Origin of the sequence: Seinonella peptonophila, assembly GCF_900129355.1 — a bacterium.
Lineage (GTDB): Bacteria > Bacillota > Bacilli > Thermoactinomycetales > Thermoactinomycetaceae > Seinonella > Seinonella peptonophila.
In genome coordinates, this window is record NZ_FQVL01000010.1 from 42,896 (window position 1) to 57,562 (window position 14,667).

Sequence of the window (14,667 nt, forward strand, 5' to 3'; positions counted from 1 at the left end):
GAACGAATATTAACAAATGTTTATCCGCACAGTAAATTTGAGTTTCTGTTGTAGAAGGATGACAATCGTAATCTTATTTCTATCCAAATTCGTCCAAGAGTACTCCCGCTTCTACAAGCGGTGAGGTGAATGGGACGTGGTTCGGTATCCCTTTTGCGGGGATGCTTAGAACCACTTTTTTTGTTAGAATAGTTGTAGCTCTTTGAAAACTGAAGATATGGGGTTGTTGCTGAAAAGGGTCAGTAACGTAAAATCTTCAACCACCCAGCTCACCGAAGTTGCGAAAACCAAGCGAAAGTAGGGAGCATAGCAGAGCATACTTTGTTTTCACCGCTGGGACGGCGGGTAGAGCCTGCTAAGATAACTGGACGTTGGTCTGGTGTTCGCAGGAATCTACCACCTCTGTTGGTGGTAGTAGTTCAAATAGTAGAGTATGTATCTTTTACAGAAGTAGAATCTTTTCACTTTTAATTTTCCAATAACATTTTTTCTAGATAAATTAAGTTGGATATCTATTGATATTATAACAAAATAGTACCACTGAACAGAAAGAGTCAAATGAAACCGGTCGGATCATACATGAGTGCCCGTAAAAAGAGGAGGGGATTTTGAAATTTCTCTTTTTGAATTTAGAAATGAGTAATATATGGAGACAATTCGCTACCCATATTATTTGTCAGTACAATGATTAATAAAATTTTTTTAGAATATACCTTTACAGGAATATTCCTAGTATGGTATATTAAATGTACAGTCATCAAAGAGCTAAGAGAAATGTTCAAATCATAAGTTCTTTCAGTTGTTTTAACTAGTGACTCAGCAATATTAAGACAAAAAAATATGGTAGAGTGTAGGATCAAAAAATTTTCACTTGAATATTCCTTTAGTGGAATATTCATTGCTAGAAGGTCTATAAGTTCATTAATTTTTTCATTAAAAATATAGGGGATGATGTGAAGTGAAGAAGAAATTCAGTTTAATTTTACGAATCGTGTTAGGAATCATTTTCGTTCTTTGTGGTATTATGGGGATTTTAAATGTTTTTTTTGAGTTTGCACCTGCTGCCCAATATACTAACCCAATTGCAAATCAATTTATAACAGGTATGACAAATACGAAATATCTCCCAATACTTATCAATTTCATCAATCTAGTCGTTGGGATATCGTTATTAGTTAATCGATTTGTTCCTTTGGCATTAATTCTCTCTACTCCATTTTCTGTAAATATTGTCCTTTTTCATCTCTTTCTCGATATCCAAACAATTCCTCCTGCTCTGGTAATCGCTGTGATAAATACTTATCTGCTTTTTGTTTACATTGATCAATATAAATCATTATTAAGAGCAAAAAGTTCATGATTATTTTTTAAAGTGATGATAGATGATGATGAACTAGAATAAGACTCAACAATTGAACATAGCAGTTATGCAGATCTAAGCAAGAGACGAACCTCATTTTTATCATTTCATATGAGGTTCGTTTTTGTTTAACGGATAGTAGGAATAGCAACAAGAGCTATCATTTGATCGACGATCATAGTAGAGGTAAGGGTTGATGAGCTCAAGAAACTCAATTACAGATCGCGATTTCTAGTAAAAATAACTAGATATTATTAAATAATAGTATAAAAACATTTGACAAATAGTAAATTTATTAGATATTATGAAAAAAATTAAGAAGTAAATTTGGTAATGTGTATTTGAAAACTGAATAAAAAGACAGGCTGAATCAGACTCAGACAGGGGAAAGAAAAATTGAGAACAATCAACCTAACTAAATTTGTGGATGCCTCAGAATTTAACCGCTTTCATTTTCAAATTTTGCTTTGGTGTTTTGTGATTATAACGTTTGATGGTTTTGACTTAGTAATCTATGGATCTGTATTGCCTAGGTTGATGGAGGTATGGCATTTAACTCCCATTCAATCTGGAGTTATTGGCAGTTATGCATTAGTTGGTATGATGTTAGGAGCCCTAATCTGTGGTCCAATTGCAGATAGGCTTGGTCGAAGAAATGTTGCTCTATTAGCAACGGTTATTTTTAGCCTCGCCTCAGCAGCTACGAGTTTTGTGGATGATCCTACGGAATTTGGTATCTTACGTTTTTTAACTGGTGTTGGTCTAGGTGGAAGTCTACCAAATGTAATTGCTTTGATGACAGAGTATTCACCTAGAAAAATACGAAATACTGTTGTTGCCATTATGTCAACCGGCTATGCAGTTGGTGGCGTATTGGCGGCTGGTCTAAGTATTAGATTATTACCTACGCATGGATGGGAATCACTTTTTTTAATTGGTGCCTTTCCGCTGTTGATTGTCCCTTTTATGTATAAGTTCATGCCTGAATCGCTTAGCTATCACTTGAAAAAGGAGAATCGCCAACAAGTAGAGGGAACTTTGACTAAACTGAACCCTACTTTTTCCGCTCAAGCTGATGATAAGTATGTCCTAGATGATAAGAAAAATGATGGAAAGAGCAAAACAACTTTTTCTGTGATACGTCTATTTCAGCATGGACAAGCTTTTGGGACATTTATGATTTGGATTGTTATTTTTATGAGTCTTTTAATGATCTATGGGTTAAATACTTGGTTACCCAAGCTTATGTTAGCTGCCGGATATCCATTTGGTTCCAGTCTCTTATTTTTGCTATTTCTTAACTTTGGTGCGATTATTGGTGCAGTTTTAGGTGGATGGATTGCGGATCGTTGGAAAGTTCAATGGTTGCTCGTGTTCTATTATTTAATCGCCGCATTAACGCTATCTTTGCTTGGATTAAAGACGAATATGTTTCTTTTATATGTTCTGGTTGTTTTGGCAGGCGCTACCACTATCGGCTCGCAAATGATCTCAAATATATTTACAGTTCAATACTATGCGCCTGAAATTCGTGCTACAGGGATTGGTTGGGCATTAGGCATTGGTCGACTTGGGGGTATTGTGGGGCCATCTTTTGGCGGCTACTTATTATCACTCAAGCTTTCTTTTTACTTAAATTTTATCTTTTTTGCCATACCAGGTTTAATTGCTGCAATCGCACTTCTTTTAATTAGATATGAAAATCGCTAATAATGGAGGAATGAGAAGTGTTACATCCGCTATCTGCTACCTATCTGGCTGATCCTTATGCTACACATGAAAAGTTGCGTACCGAACAACCCGTCTTTTTTGATACAGAATTAAACATGTGGTTGATTACTCGTCGACAAGAGATAGAAACAGTTTTTAAAGATAGCAAAACATTTAGCAATGCATTGACAACCGCTCCCATCTTTCAACTATGTCCACACGCTGGACAAATTCTAAGTCAATTATCGGGGGGGTCTATGGTTTCACTTGATCCACCAGATCATACAAGAGTTCGAAAGGCGATCGCTTCGGTATTTCCGATGACTTTAGCCCAAGCAGAAGAATATGAACCAATTATTCGCACTGCTGTAGACAAGTTAACTAAGAATTTAGCCACGAAAAGCAATGTTGATTTAGTACCTGAATTTACTTGGGAATTACCTATCATCGTAATATTAGCGTTGTTAAATGTACCAAAAGAAGATGTAAAACAGATAAAGAAATGGGCAGATGGAAGATTGGCAATCACATGGGGGAATGCACCTGAGGAAGATCAAGTCAAAGCTGCATATGGAATGGTTTATTTCTGGGAATATTGTCTTCAATTAGTGGGAAAACGTGTAAAAGAGCCAGGAACTGATCTAGTGAGTAAGTTGCTTAACTATCGGCAGGGTAGAGATGAAATCGTCACCATCCATGAAATCGCTAGTATGATCTTTAGCCTTTTGATTGCTGGTCATGAAACAACGTCTAATCTTATTTCTAATGGTGTGTATCGATTATTACAAAAGAACGCGTGGAATCAATTGGTTAATGACCCAGAAAAAATCTCAAAGGCGATTGAGGAAATCTTACGTTTTGATTCGCCGGTTGTTTGCTGGCAAAGATATACCGCCAAAGAAGCAACAATCGGTGATGTAACGATTCCTAAGGGTGAACGAGTGCTGCTATTGTTAGGATCTGCCAATCGTGATGAGACAAAGTTTGAGAATCCTAATGAATTTGATCTAGAAAGAGAGAATGCGCATGAGCACCTTTCCTTTGGTAAAGGTCGACATTTCTGCATCGGTGCCTCATTAGCACGTTTAGAAGCAAAAATTGCATTGAAAGCTCTATTAACAACATTTCCGAAAATGAGATTAGCAGATTCATTTCAACCAACTTATGTTCCAAACGTAGCTTTTCGCATGCTACAGTCTCTACCTGTTATCCTAGCAGATGAATAAAGATAAAGTTATATTAGTACTTCAAGATGTGATTAAAACTGTGAATAGACCATTAGTTCAGACAATATTTTCGAGCTGATCAGGTCTTTTTTTTTATTTTTTCAACCAATTACATTTAAGTAAGTAATGAATTCTATAGTCACAGCATTTTGGATCATTCGCGTATTTATTTTAAGTTCGTATATTTTAAGGATTGTAGTAAATATGAAAAGGGTATTATCTAAATTGGAAAGCCATTTGTTGAAGGGAGGAATTTATGTGAATAAAGTCATCGTCCTGATCGATGAAAATTTAATTGGAGACAAAAGTGAAGAGCTCGTTACAGAGTGTCGTATTTAAGATTTTGATGAAAAAATTATATAGAACATATGTATCTCGCAACTCATCATATATGCAACGATCCCGGAATAAATAAAAGTGAATCGAGGTATGGGGGTAATTAACACAGCTTTTTAGAATAGTTTAGGATAAATTCATATTATAGCGCAATCACCCCGACTCTCTTTGTATGAGGCGGGGTGATTTTCTGCAAATAATCATAAAATCATACATTCACAATCCTAGTAACTTCCTTCAATAAAGCCAGGTTCACTGGTATAGCTATTGTTAGAAGAGCCAGGGTTTACAACAGTAAAGTTGTTACTGTTGGTAGAGTTGGTTTCAATTGTATAGGTTCTTCCATTATTACTACTAACCTTATAATTAGTTCCATTGTAATCATAACTGATATAGCTAGAATGATTGTTCATGTTTACATAGAAGCTCGACTGATATTTGTTTGAAGATGGTTTCGTAGATGGTAAGGGTTTGGAGTTACCCTTTTTTGATGGTTGTGAAAGCGCAACAGTTTTCGTCTTTTGTTGATGTTTTGGGAGCTGAGTTGTTTTTATTTTTGTGCTAGTTTTTGCTAAATTCGGTTTCTTCTTTTGTTTGTATTTTTTTGTTACAGTTTTCGTTGAGATCAATTTAGCGGATGCGAAAGCTTCATTAATCGCTACTCTTTTCTTATATGTAGAGATGGAAGGCTTTTTTACAAGACTTGACTGTGATTGAATCAACTTAGTCGATTTCAACCCAACTGTTTTTTCCTTTGTATCTGGAGTAAACCAGATAAATGTGCCAAGAACACTGACTAAAACAATTACAGCTACACCATAAAAATACGGCAACTTGAATCTTTTTGGATCTTGAATGGGTAAAAAATTTGGGGGATGATTCCTCCTAGTTAAATTTTGATGGGTCTTTTGGTTCATAGGCAAAACCTCTCTTTTTTAGAAAAATTACTTACCAGAGTCTGATCATAACATATATTTCTTATTTCAAACTTATCAATATCAAAATAGTTAACATTTTGGAAAAACCGTCGACTTATAGAAACTGGGGAGTACTCTTGGATCATTAGTTGAACTACTACCACCTACAGAGGTGGTAGATTCCAGCGAACACCAGACCAACGTCCAGTTATCTTAGCAGGCTCTACCCGCCGTCCCAGCGGTGAAAACAAAGTATGCTCTGCTATGCTCCCAACTTTCGCTTGGTTTTCGCAACTTCGGTGAGCTGGGTGGTTGAAGATTTTACGTTACTGACCCTTTTCAGCAACAACCCCATATCTTCAGTTTTCAAAGAGCTACAACTATTCTAACAAAAAAAGTGGTTCTAAGCATCCCCGCAAAAGGGATACCGAACCACGTCCCATTCACCTCACCGCTTATAGAAGCGGGAGTACTCTTGGACGAATTTGGATAGAAGAGCGAATATTCAAACCAAACTATAGGACAAATGTTTATTTAGAAAACAATTGCAAAAGAAATCGCTTTCAATTATAATCAACCTTATAAACGATTGTCCTATTTGCAAACAAATGTTTAATAGAAAGTGGTGAAACTGATTGAATAAAGAGAGTCAAATTTTGCATTATATCCGCTTAAATCCGTATATTTCACAACAAGAACTAGCGGAGAAAGTAGGGTTGTCCCGTTCAGCCACTGCCAACTATATTTCAAATTTAATGAAACGAGGTGAAATTAAGGGACGAGCCTATGTACTGAGAGAGAGCTCAACAGTTGCTTGTATCGGTACAATGAACTTTGATTTAAAGGCGTATGCACAAGAAGAGCTTCATTTAGGAACAGCCAATCCTGTTCATTTTACGCAAGCAACAGGTGGAGTGGGCCGTAATGTTGCCGAAAATCTGGCACGTCTTGGTTTACAGTCAGTGTTGATTTCATGCGTTGGAAACGATAAAGAAGGTTTATGGCTTTTGGAAGAGACCCGAAAAAGTGGTGTAGATATCAGTCAAGTTAAAATTTTGCCAGATGAACGAACAGGTACTTATACTGCATTGTTAAATTTAGAAGGGGATTTATTTATCTCATTAGCCAATCTTGATATCTGTGAAGAGATTGGGATTAAGATGATTGATGAACGATGGTCACATGTAGCTGCAGCTGATGCAGTCTGTTTAGATACCAATTTATCGGCAGCGTCATTGGCATATGTTATTCAACGCTGTCACAAAGAGCATTTGCTCCTCTATGTTGATCCAGTTTCCTTATCAGATGCAAAAAAATTACCTGCAGATCTTACCGGAATCGATACGATTTTCCCTAATCGTTTTGAAGCAACACTTCTGTCGGATGGTATTGAGATTCAAGGGAAAGATGGTTGTCAACAAGCAGCTAAACAAATCAAAAGGCGCGGAGTAAATAATGTAGTGATTACCTTGGGTGAGGAAGGAGTCTATTATTCGGTTCAAGATGAAGAAGGTTTCCTATCTGTGGCTCAGGTGGAAGAGGTTGTAGATACTACTGGGACAGGAGATGGCTTTACTGCAGGATATCTTTATGGTGTCCTTCATGGAACAAGTGTGAAGAAAGCATGTCAACTAGGATTGTCTGTTTCATCATTAACATTACAGTCTAATCATTCAGTGTACCCTCACTTAAATGCAGAACAGATAGAATCGATGGTTGATGGAGGGGATGAAGTTTGAATCCTTATCTTTCATTTTCAGAAGAGGTTCAACAGGCTTTTCAACAAAGGCTTCCCGTAGTTGCGTTAGAAACAACCATTATTTCCTTTGGATTTCCTTATCCATACAATTTACAAACGGCATTGGAAATGGAAGCGATAATTAGACAGCATGGGGCTGTACCAGCGACAATTGGACTGATCGAGGGCAAGGTTAAGATAGGTCTAGATAAAGAAGAAATTGAGCTATTTGCGACCAAGGAACAGATTATCAAAGTGAGCCGTCGTGATTTTGCTTATGCTTTGTCACAGAAAAAGCTGGGAGCGACAACAATCTCTGGGACGATGATCGCTGCCCATCTAGCGGGTATTCGTGTCTTTGCTACTGGTGGACTAGGGGGAGTTCACCGAGGATCTCATTTACATGGTGATGTATCAAATGATTTAGAGGAAATCTCTAGAAATCAGGTTGCTGTGATTAGCTCTGGGGCGAAGGCGATCCTAGATTTACCGCTAACTTTAGAGTATCTAGAGACAACTGGTGTTCCTGTAGTCGGCTATCAATCAAATGATTTTGCCTCTTTTTATTCGCGTACAAGTGGATTACCTTCTAATTTCCGTCTGGATTCGCCCGCAGAAGTGGCGAAACTTATGCATACACAGTGGGACTTAGGTTTTTCAAGTGGTTTATTAGTTGCCAATCCAGTACCTAAGTCAGAGGAGATTCCTTTCCAAGAGATTGACCATTTGATTCAACAAGCAGTTGCTGAGGCAGAGTCGCAAAAGATAACTGGAAAAGAAGTAACACCTTTTCTACTCAAACGAATTAATCAGCTATCAGATGGAAAAAGTCTGTTAACCAATCTAGCTTTGGTGCGTGAAAATGCCAAAGTAGGAGCGCAGATCGCTGTTGCCTATCATCAGTTGAATCGTGATTAGATCACGATTCAAGCCCAATTAAATTGCAACCGCTATCATATGTTTCACATTCGGATAGAAAAAGGAGTGGGAAGATGAGTATTCTTTGGGGTATTGCAGGAATCATCGTATTACTTGGTATCGCTATTCTTCTTTCTTCAAATCGAAAAGCGATTAATCCTCGCACAGTACTCTCGGCACTTTTACTTCAGCTACTCTTTGCATTTATTGTTTTAAAATGGGATTGGGGCAAGCATACGTTGAAATTCATTGCAAGCGGAGTACAAAAAGTACTTGATTCAGCTAATGCAGGAAGTCAATTTTTGTTTGGAGGAATTCTAGAGGTAAAAGGGATTGGATTTATTTTTGCTTTTCAAGTTCTTCCAGTGATTATTTTCTTTGCTTCACTTGTGTCCATTCTTTATTATTTTGGAGTTATGCAATGGATCATATCTATGGTTGGCGGATTTATTTCAAAAGTTTTGAGGACGAGTAAAACTGAGTCAATGTCAGTAGCTGGGAGTATTTTTCTTGGACAAAATGAAGCTCCGCTCTTGGTCAGACCCTATATTGCCGGGATGACCCAATCAGAACTGTTTGCCATTATGACGGGAGGATTAGCTTGTGTTGCAGGTTCAAATCTTGCTGCATATGCTGCCTTTGGCGTTCCATTAACCTATTTATTGGCAGCTAGTGTAATGGGGGCACCCGCTGGGTTACTCATGGCAAAATTAATTATGCCAGAAACGGAAAAAAGAGAGGCAAATAATCAAATTGAACTGACGACAGAACATGAGTCTAAAAATGTGCTCGATGCTGCTGCCCACGGTGCAATGGAAGGATTACGTTTGGCTTTAGGAGTGGGAGCGATGTTAATCGCATTTATCTCACTCATCTCCTTGATTAATTTAGTTTTACATGGGGTTGGAAGCGTTTTTTCCTATACTCAGTTATCGTTGGAAGGGATATTAGGTATTCTATTTGCCCCAGTTGCTTTTATAATGGGAATACCATGGGAAGAGGCAGTACAAGTAGGTACTTTTTTAGGGCAGAAGTTTGTTGTAAATGAAATGGTTGCATACTCATCTTTTGGTCCACATATTGCTGCTTTATCTGATAAAACAGTTGCAATCATTAGCTTTGCACTTTGTGGTTTTGCTAACTTTGGTTCCATTGCCATTTGGATTGGAATGATTGAAGGATTGGCACCAAAAAGAAGATCCGATGTAGCCCGTTTTGGTGTCAAAGCAGTCCTTGCTGCTACATTAGCTAATTTGCTCAATGGGATTGTCGCTGGAATCTTTATCTTGTGAGTGTTGACACGCCACACTATTGAATGAGTAACCCCAATGAACCCCAATGATTTTATCATTGGGGTCTAAATACGATGTCTGGCTTAATATCTATCCAAATTCGTCCAAGAGTACTCCCGCTTCTCCAAGCGGTGAGGTGAATGGGACGTGGTTCGTTATCCCTTTTGCGGGGATGCTTAGAACCACTTTTTTTGTTAGAATAGTTGTAGCTCTTTGAAAACTGGAGATATGGGGTTGTTGCTGGAAAGGATCAGTAACGTAAAATCTTCAACCACCCAGCTCACCGAAGTTGCGAAAACCAAGTGAAAGTAGGGAGCATAGCAGAGCATACTTTGTTTTCACCGCTGGGACGGCGGGTAGAGCCTGCTAAGATAACTGGACGTTGGTCTGGTGTTCGCAGGAATCTACCACCTCTGTAGGTGGTACTAGTTCAATGTTTTCAAACTAAATTAAAAATATGAAGCTCTTTCTAAGACTGCTATCTGCCGCCGCCTCCCAGAAGTCCACCAGCTAAATACTCTTCATGTGATTGATTGTCAGGCTTATTTTTAGCACTCTGATTCGTATCAAGAATATTAACTTTGGTGTTAGTAAAAGCTGTTAAACTTAAGAGAATGAGGGTTAGCATAAAAGTAGAGAAAAGGATCATTTTTCTCATATCGGTTCCTCCTAGAAATAATGATATATTATCTATAATATATCATTTATTCAAAATAATTTGTATTCAAAAAAAGAAAAGTGCTCTCAATTGTGAGAGTGCTTTCCAATATTGGATCTTCGCCACGATAGAATTATTGTTGATATTCTGATATTTCTTTATGGGACCAACCATATTCATTTTGAGTGCGTTTTGGTTGTCATTTACGACTACCACACCTGCTTTACCTTCAGTTATGCTTAGATGCTTGTTTTTGTTAGACTGCAATCTTTATATGTTTTAGTTGTACTTGTTTTTTTTTAGGTAGATAGACTTTACCTATATCAAAAGCATTAATCACATCATCCAAAACCTCCCACATGATCTATGTGGATGAGTCCCGATTACATAGTCCAATTTTATGATTTTCTGTTTTTTAAGATAGTCAACAACAAGTCGTCTGTTTGCATTATTTCCTGCATCAATCATCATTGTTGATTGCGTGTGGTTCATGATTCGTGTGCTACAAAAAATTGGTGTTAGGTGATTGTTAGGGTAAAGATGTTAGAAGACAAGTCTTGCACTTGCCTTCTCCTGCCTTACGATCATTTTATCTGAATGGTCAATCATTGGTCGGACTTAGCAGTCGCTGTCTTGTGAGCGTCCCCACGTAGCGGAACTACGTGACCACGGCGGTAAGCCAGCCACATAAAAACAATTGCGGTCAGCACGCAGAAAACCACCGAGTAGAGACTCGCTTCGGGACCGAAGGATCCGCCGGTTAATAATATGTTCCCGTGCAGCGTTGCGTCGAGCAGGCCTTGTGGGGTGTTGTTGCCAGACACCTCGGTGCTGAAAATGACGCCCCCGGCGATGTTCCAGCCAATGTGTAGACCAATCGGAAGCCACAGCCTGCGGGTGGCGACGTATGCAGCAGTCAGCAGGCCACCAGCTTCGAGAGCGATCGCCAGAGCACCCCAAAGCGAGGCGTTTGGGTTAGCTAGGTGCATCAGCCCGAACAGCATGCTGGTGATTACCAGCGCGATCCAAGTGCCCGTCCACTCCTCGAATATCCGGAACAAGATCCCACGGAACATGACCTCTTCAGTAACGGCGGCGGCGGTCAGCACGCCAAATAACCCCAAAGCCCCTATCGGAGAGCCCAGTCCGGATACGGTGTAATAGTCGAGGAATACAAGGTTCAAGATGACCGCACCGAAGAGAACCAAGCCGATCATTGCTCCTATCCCAACGGCAGCCCCAGCTCCTTTCTTCGCCATCTCCAGTGGCGCTTGGCGCTCAGTCCGTTGTACCACCCAAATGTACCCGAGAACCACCGCCGCCGATGTGGCAAGACCGATGAGTAGCGTTAGGATCGCATTGCCCTCCACTGCTCCGTTTCCGATGCTCCCGAGTGCCGTGATTACCACAACGACTACAAGTTGCAAGATTAGTTGCAGTATTCTTCTACCAGTGAATTTGCTTCTTGATTTATTTGGTGTAACGTTCATCTCCGCTATCGTAATCTTCCCCTTTTTATTTGAATTATCAAAATTTAATATTATTATAGAACTCCCTTTAATATTGAATTAATTTTACCATGTCTTTGATGAACATGAAAGAGTCATTACTTCATGGGGTAGCCGCCAAGCTCTGGAACAGGATGCTCGACTTGTGGCCCGACCTTGCCCTTTGAGGGCGAGGTGAAGAAGTTTTGTGAGCAGTTTGGTCTGGCTCCAAGGAATGAAGTTTGAAAAATAGGCCACAATCAACTGGTAGATGAAGCACATCAGAAGAATACTCTTCTGATGTGCTTCAATAAATACATAAGGGCCGCCGTGCATATATGTCCATCAGATTAATAACGAAATAATTCACCAAAGCAAAAAAACATGTATTCTTTCTTTAGACATAGGAAAAGGATGGATGACGTTCTTTGATACTCGGATTGCAATGAAGGAGATTACTAATATAAGTAAGTGTCCAATTCCCAGATGATAACTCAATCCCAAAAATAGCCCGTTACATTCGTGGCAAGTACTAGTTCGAAGGCAAGCAAGCAGAATTAGTAGACCGTGCCACCAATATATTAAAGGACACGCCACATGCTAAGAAATTAGCCTTGTTATATATTGGATTCCATGTGGTCCAAGCACTTACAAATAAACCTGTTGCGATCTTTGAAAAATTTCATGCTTTGAAACCGAGGAAGAGATTCCGTACCTCGATGTTGAACAGTATATTCCAGGTTTCATTTACGAGGGTTTTTTCTTTTTAAACTTGAAGAGTATAGGAAATGAAAATTTCAAAACGATCTTCAGTTTCTTCTTGCATATTGAAAGCAACTTGAGTTGTATTAAACTGCAAACAAATTGCAAATATAGTGTATTTCCTTGGAGTATTTCAGATCAACTGAGATTGTTTAATCCCTTGAAATTACAGAATTTTGCCGAGTGTCAATGATTGTATTACCTGATCTTAAAGGATATCTCCTATTTGCCCGTAACTGTAATGATGGGATCTCAGGCTCGATCCTGATATGAAGTATTTTCCTCCTACCCTTGGAAGCTTTGCCCATCTTGTTTTTTCAATTTCCGTTAAAAATAAATTGATTTTTGGGGGATCTTTTATGGATATTGTGTTTCAGACAGATGGGAAGATATTTAACCATCGAGTCGCCGGGATCTTTATTAATCATCAACATGTTTTGTTGCAAAAAGGAATGAACGATTCTTTTTGGGCACTCCCAGGAGGGCGTATTCAACTACATGAAGATTCAGTCTGTGCATTGAAGAGGGAATTTTACGAAGAGTTGGGGGTCTCGGTTCAAGTAGGTCATTTACTTTGGATTGTAGAAAACTTTTTTGAGTTGAGGGAGCAAAGCTATCATGAGCTAGGTTTGTATTATCATGTGATTGGAATGGAACCAGATCGATTCACAATCGGCGATTTTTATGAGAATGAAGGAAAAAGTATTTTATTTCGTTGGATACCAATCGAAGAGTTGAAACAATGCGAGTTGATGCCATCTTTTTTAAAAGAACAGCTAGGTAAATTACCGGGTTCTACCGAACATATTGTGGTGAGGGATTGATATGAAATTAAAAAGTAATATAAGGACAGAAAAAACGTGAAGCTCTTTCATTTCAGCGAACAGGCTGATATTCAAGTTTTTTATCCAAGAATCGTGCAACATCCTAGAGAAAAGCCAAGAGTATGGGCAATCGATGAGGATCATATGTATCATTATTATTTTCCTAGAGACTGTCCACGAATTGTCTTCTGGAACTCGCCATTTACGTCTAAATCAGATCAAATTCAATTTTTTGCGCAAACAAAAGCCAAGAAAGTAATCGCAGTTGAGAATAATTGGTATCAACACATAATGAGAGCAGTACTATATCGATATCAATTTCCCAGCGAAGATTTTCATTGTATCGATCAGAATGCAGGTTACTTTGTTGCTGAAAAAGCGATTGTTCCACTTGCAGTTGAACCGATTGATGATTTAGTAAATCGGGTGATATCCGCTCAAATTGAGCTGAGAATTACACCATCTCTATGGGAGATGCATGATGAGTTAATAAATTCAACTGTTTGTTTCTCCATGATTCGGATGCGTAATGTAATGAGGAGAGGGTGAACCAATGGATAAAAGAGTTTTTGGAACAAAAGTTGATGGAGTCTGTTATAAAAATCAGACAGGGATTTATGCTATTGTATTGCATCTAGTGAATTAACAAATCGCAGTTTTGAGAACACCTGGTGGATATTTTTTACCAGGTGTTCAAGAACAAGAGACTGATGAAGAATGTCGCACAGTAAGAATATTTACAGAACGTCCTCCCGAAAGGAAGAGCATTAGAATATCAAATCGATCTATCCCACTTACGCATTGCAACGTAATATACATGAGTATCTGGGATTCCTCTTTTAATGTTGTTCTATCTCAACTACTTGAGTGTGAGCCAGAATATCATGGATAGTTTGTTTTTGCTTCGTTTTAAGTACAAGAATGAGATTTCCTATAATCATTACATAAACAAGACTAAGCACGAGATCAAGAAACCAGTTAGGAAGTATGGTAGGTAGTTGAAATCTCCAGATGACAAAATGAGATATTTCCCAAGGAAGAAATTTGAAAAAGGTTCGGACAAATACCTGATAAGCACCTAGTTTTCGATGATTAATATCAACTATTTGAATATGAACCCTTTTTTTTCCTAATGTTCCATTCAGTTTATAATCACAAATAAAAAAATAAATAGAGACTGGTAACGTTATACAAGCGAAACCAACAAGTTGAGCAAAAATTGCAGAATGGGAAAAGAAAGAGGTAAGGGGAAAATCTAAAAGTAAATTTATAAAATACAGTAAGATACAGTAGGGCAAAATAATTAAAAAATCGAGTATATAAGCGAATATTCGTTTTTTCAGTGTTGCTAATGACTGAATCTGTTTAATCAGCATTCATTCTCCTTTTTCTGAGTCACATTTGGGGCATATTTTTAGCTTAACTCACTGTTGGTCTAA

At 38.4% G+C, this 14,667-nt stretch carries 13 protein-coding genes; 9 read left to right on the forward strand and 4 right to left on the reverse strand.

What is annotated here, in order from left to right; genetic code table 11:
• Positions 1-958: 958 nt before the first annotated feature.
• The 4 genes from BUB71_RS14195 to BUB71_RS20225 all read left to right on the forward strand — a co-directional run bounded on the left by BUB71_RS14195 (position 959) and on the right by BUB71_RS20225 (position 4,635).
• Positions 959-1,360: a DoxX family membrane protein gene (locus BUB71_RS14195; protein WP_073155935.1), complete on the forward strand. Its 402-nt coding sequence runs from the start codon at positions 959-961 to the stop codon at positions 1,358-1,360.
• A gap of 396 nt (positions 1,361-1,756) precedes the next feature.
• Entirely contained in the window at positions 1,757-3,070 is a 1,314-nt protein-coding gene (locus BUB71_RS14200) for an MFS transporter (protein ID WP_073155938.1), read from the forward strand.
• Positions 3,071-3,087: 17 nt separating this feature from the next.
• Positions 3,088-4,296, forward strand: a complete 1,209-nt coding sequence (locus tag BUB71_RS14205) for a cytochrome P450 (RefSeq protein ID WP_073155941.1) — start codon at positions 3,088-3,090, stop codon at positions 4,294-4,296.
• A gap of 204 nt (positions 4,297-4,500) precedes the next feature.
• On the forward strand, positions 4,501-4,635 hold the full coding sequence (locus BUB71_RS20225; RefSeq protein WP_281248210.1) for a hypothetical protein: 135 nt from the start codon (positions 4,501-4,503) through the stop codon (positions 4,633-4,635).
• Positions 4,636-4,856: 221 nt separating this feature from the next.
• Here BUB71_RS20225 and BUB71_RS14210 read toward each other — a convergent pair whose 3' ends face one another.
• On the reverse strand, positions 4,857-5,549 hold the full coding sequence (locus BUB71_RS14210) for a hypothetical protein (protein ID WP_073155944.1): 693 nt from the start codon (positions 5,547-5,549) through the stop codon (positions 4,857-4,859).
• Positions 5,550-6,184: 635 nt separating this feature from the next.
• Between BUB71_RS14210 and BUB71_RS14215 the strand changes: the two genes are divergently transcribed.
• The 3 genes from BUB71_RS14215 to BUB71_RS14225 all read left to right on the forward strand — a co-directional run bounded on the left by BUB71_RS14215 (position 6,185) and on the right by BUB71_RS14225 (position 9,497).
• Positions 6,185-7,288 (forward strand): carbohydrate kinase, encoded by a 1,104-nt coding sequence (locus tag BUB71_RS14215; RefSeq protein WP_073155948.1) that lies wholly within the window; start codon positions 6,185-6,187, stop codon positions 7,286-7,288.
• Positions 7,285-8,205: a pseudouridine-5'-phosphate glycosidase gene (locus BUB71_RS14220; RefSeq protein WP_073155952.1), complete on the forward strand. Its 921-nt coding sequence runs from the start codon at positions 7,285-7,287 to the stop codon at positions 8,203-8,205. The genes BUB71_RS14215 and BUB71_RS14220 overlap by 4 nt, the downstream gene beginning before the upstream one ends.
• A gap of 74 nt (positions 8,206-8,279) precedes the next feature.
• Entirely contained in the window at positions 8,280-9,497 is a 1,218-nt protein-coding gene (locus BUB71_RS14225; RefSeq protein WP_073155956.1) for a NupC/NupG family nucleoside CNT transporter, read from the forward strand.
• A gap of 478 nt (positions 9,498-9,975) precedes the next feature.
• Here BUB71_RS14225 and BUB71_RS14230 read toward each other — a convergent pair whose 3' ends face one another.
• Together BUB71_RS14230 and BUB71_RS14235 are read right to left on the reverse strand one after the other, a co-directional pair.
• Positions 9,976-10,155 carry a hypothetical protein gene (locus BUB71_RS14230; protein ID WP_073155961.1) on the reverse strand — a complete coding sequence of 60 codons (180 nt, stop codon included), beginning with the start codon at positions 10,153-10,155 and terminating at the stop codon, positions 9,976-9,978.
• Between the two features lie 605 nt (positions 10,156-10,760).
• Positions 10,761-11,372: a CPBP family intramembrane glutamic endopeptidase gene (locus BUB71_RS14235; protein WP_217653557.1), complete on the reverse strand. Its 612-nt coding sequence runs from the start codon at positions 11,370-11,372 to the stop codon at positions 10,761-10,763.
• A gap of 1,391 nt (positions 11,373-12,763) precedes the next feature.
• Here BUB71_RS14235 and BUB71_RS14240 point away from each other — a divergent pair.
• Together BUB71_RS14240 and BUB71_RS14245 are read left to right on the forward strand one after the other, a co-directional pair.
• Entirely contained in the window at positions 12,764-13,228 is a 465-nt protein-coding gene (locus BUB71_RS14240) for an NUDIX hydrolase (RefSeq protein ID WP_073155964.1), read from the forward strand.
• Between the two features lie 36 nt (positions 13,229-13,264).
• Positions 13,265-13,777, forward strand: a complete 513-nt coding sequence (locus tag BUB71_RS14245; RefSeq protein WP_073155967.1) for a DUF6886 family protein — start codon at positions 13,265-13,267, stop codon at positions 13,775-13,777.
• Positions 13,778-14,067: 290 nt separating this feature from the next.
• Here BUB71_RS14245 and BUB71_RS14250 read toward each other — a convergent pair whose 3' ends face one another.
• Positions 14,068-14,604: an RDD family protein gene (locus BUB71_RS14250; protein WP_073155972.1), complete on the reverse strand. Its 537-nt coding sequence runs from the start codon at positions 14,602-14,604 to the stop codon at positions 14,068-14,070.
• Positions 14,605-14,667 lie beyond the last annotated feature (63 nt).

What these genes read in the sequence shown, in the direction of transcription:
- BUB71_RS14210 (WP_073155944.1), bottom strand. Translation starts at nt 5,549, where the DNA reads ATGAACCAAAAGACCCATCAAAATTTAACTAGGAGGAATCATCCCCCA.
- BUB71_RS20225 (WP_281248210.1), top strand. Translation starts at nt 4,501, where the DNA reads ATGAAAAGGGTATTATCTAAATTGGAAAGCCATTTGTTGAAGGGAGGA.
- BUB71_RS14225 (WP_073155956.1), top strand. Translation starts at nt 8,280, where the DNA reads ATGAGTATTCTTTGGGGTATTGCAGGAATCATCGTATTACTTGGTATC.
- BUB71_RS14250 (WP_073155972.1), bottom strand. Translation starts at nt 14,604, where the DNA reads ATGCTGATTAAACAGATTCAGTCATTAGCAACACTGAAAAAACGAATA.
- BUB71_RS14235 (WP_217653557.1), bottom strand. Translation starts at nt 11,372, where the DNA reads ATGATCGGCTTGGTTCTCTTCGGTGCGGTCATCTTGAACCTTGTATTC.
- BUB71_RS14240 (WP_073155964.1), top strand. Translation starts at nt 12,764, where the DNA reads ATGGATATTGTGTTTCAGACAGATGGGAAGATATTTAACCATCGAGTC.
- BUB71_RS14230 (WP_073155961.1), bottom strand. Translation starts at nt 10,155, where the DNA reads ATGAGAAAAATGATCCTTTTCTCTACTTTTATGCTAACCCTCATTCTC.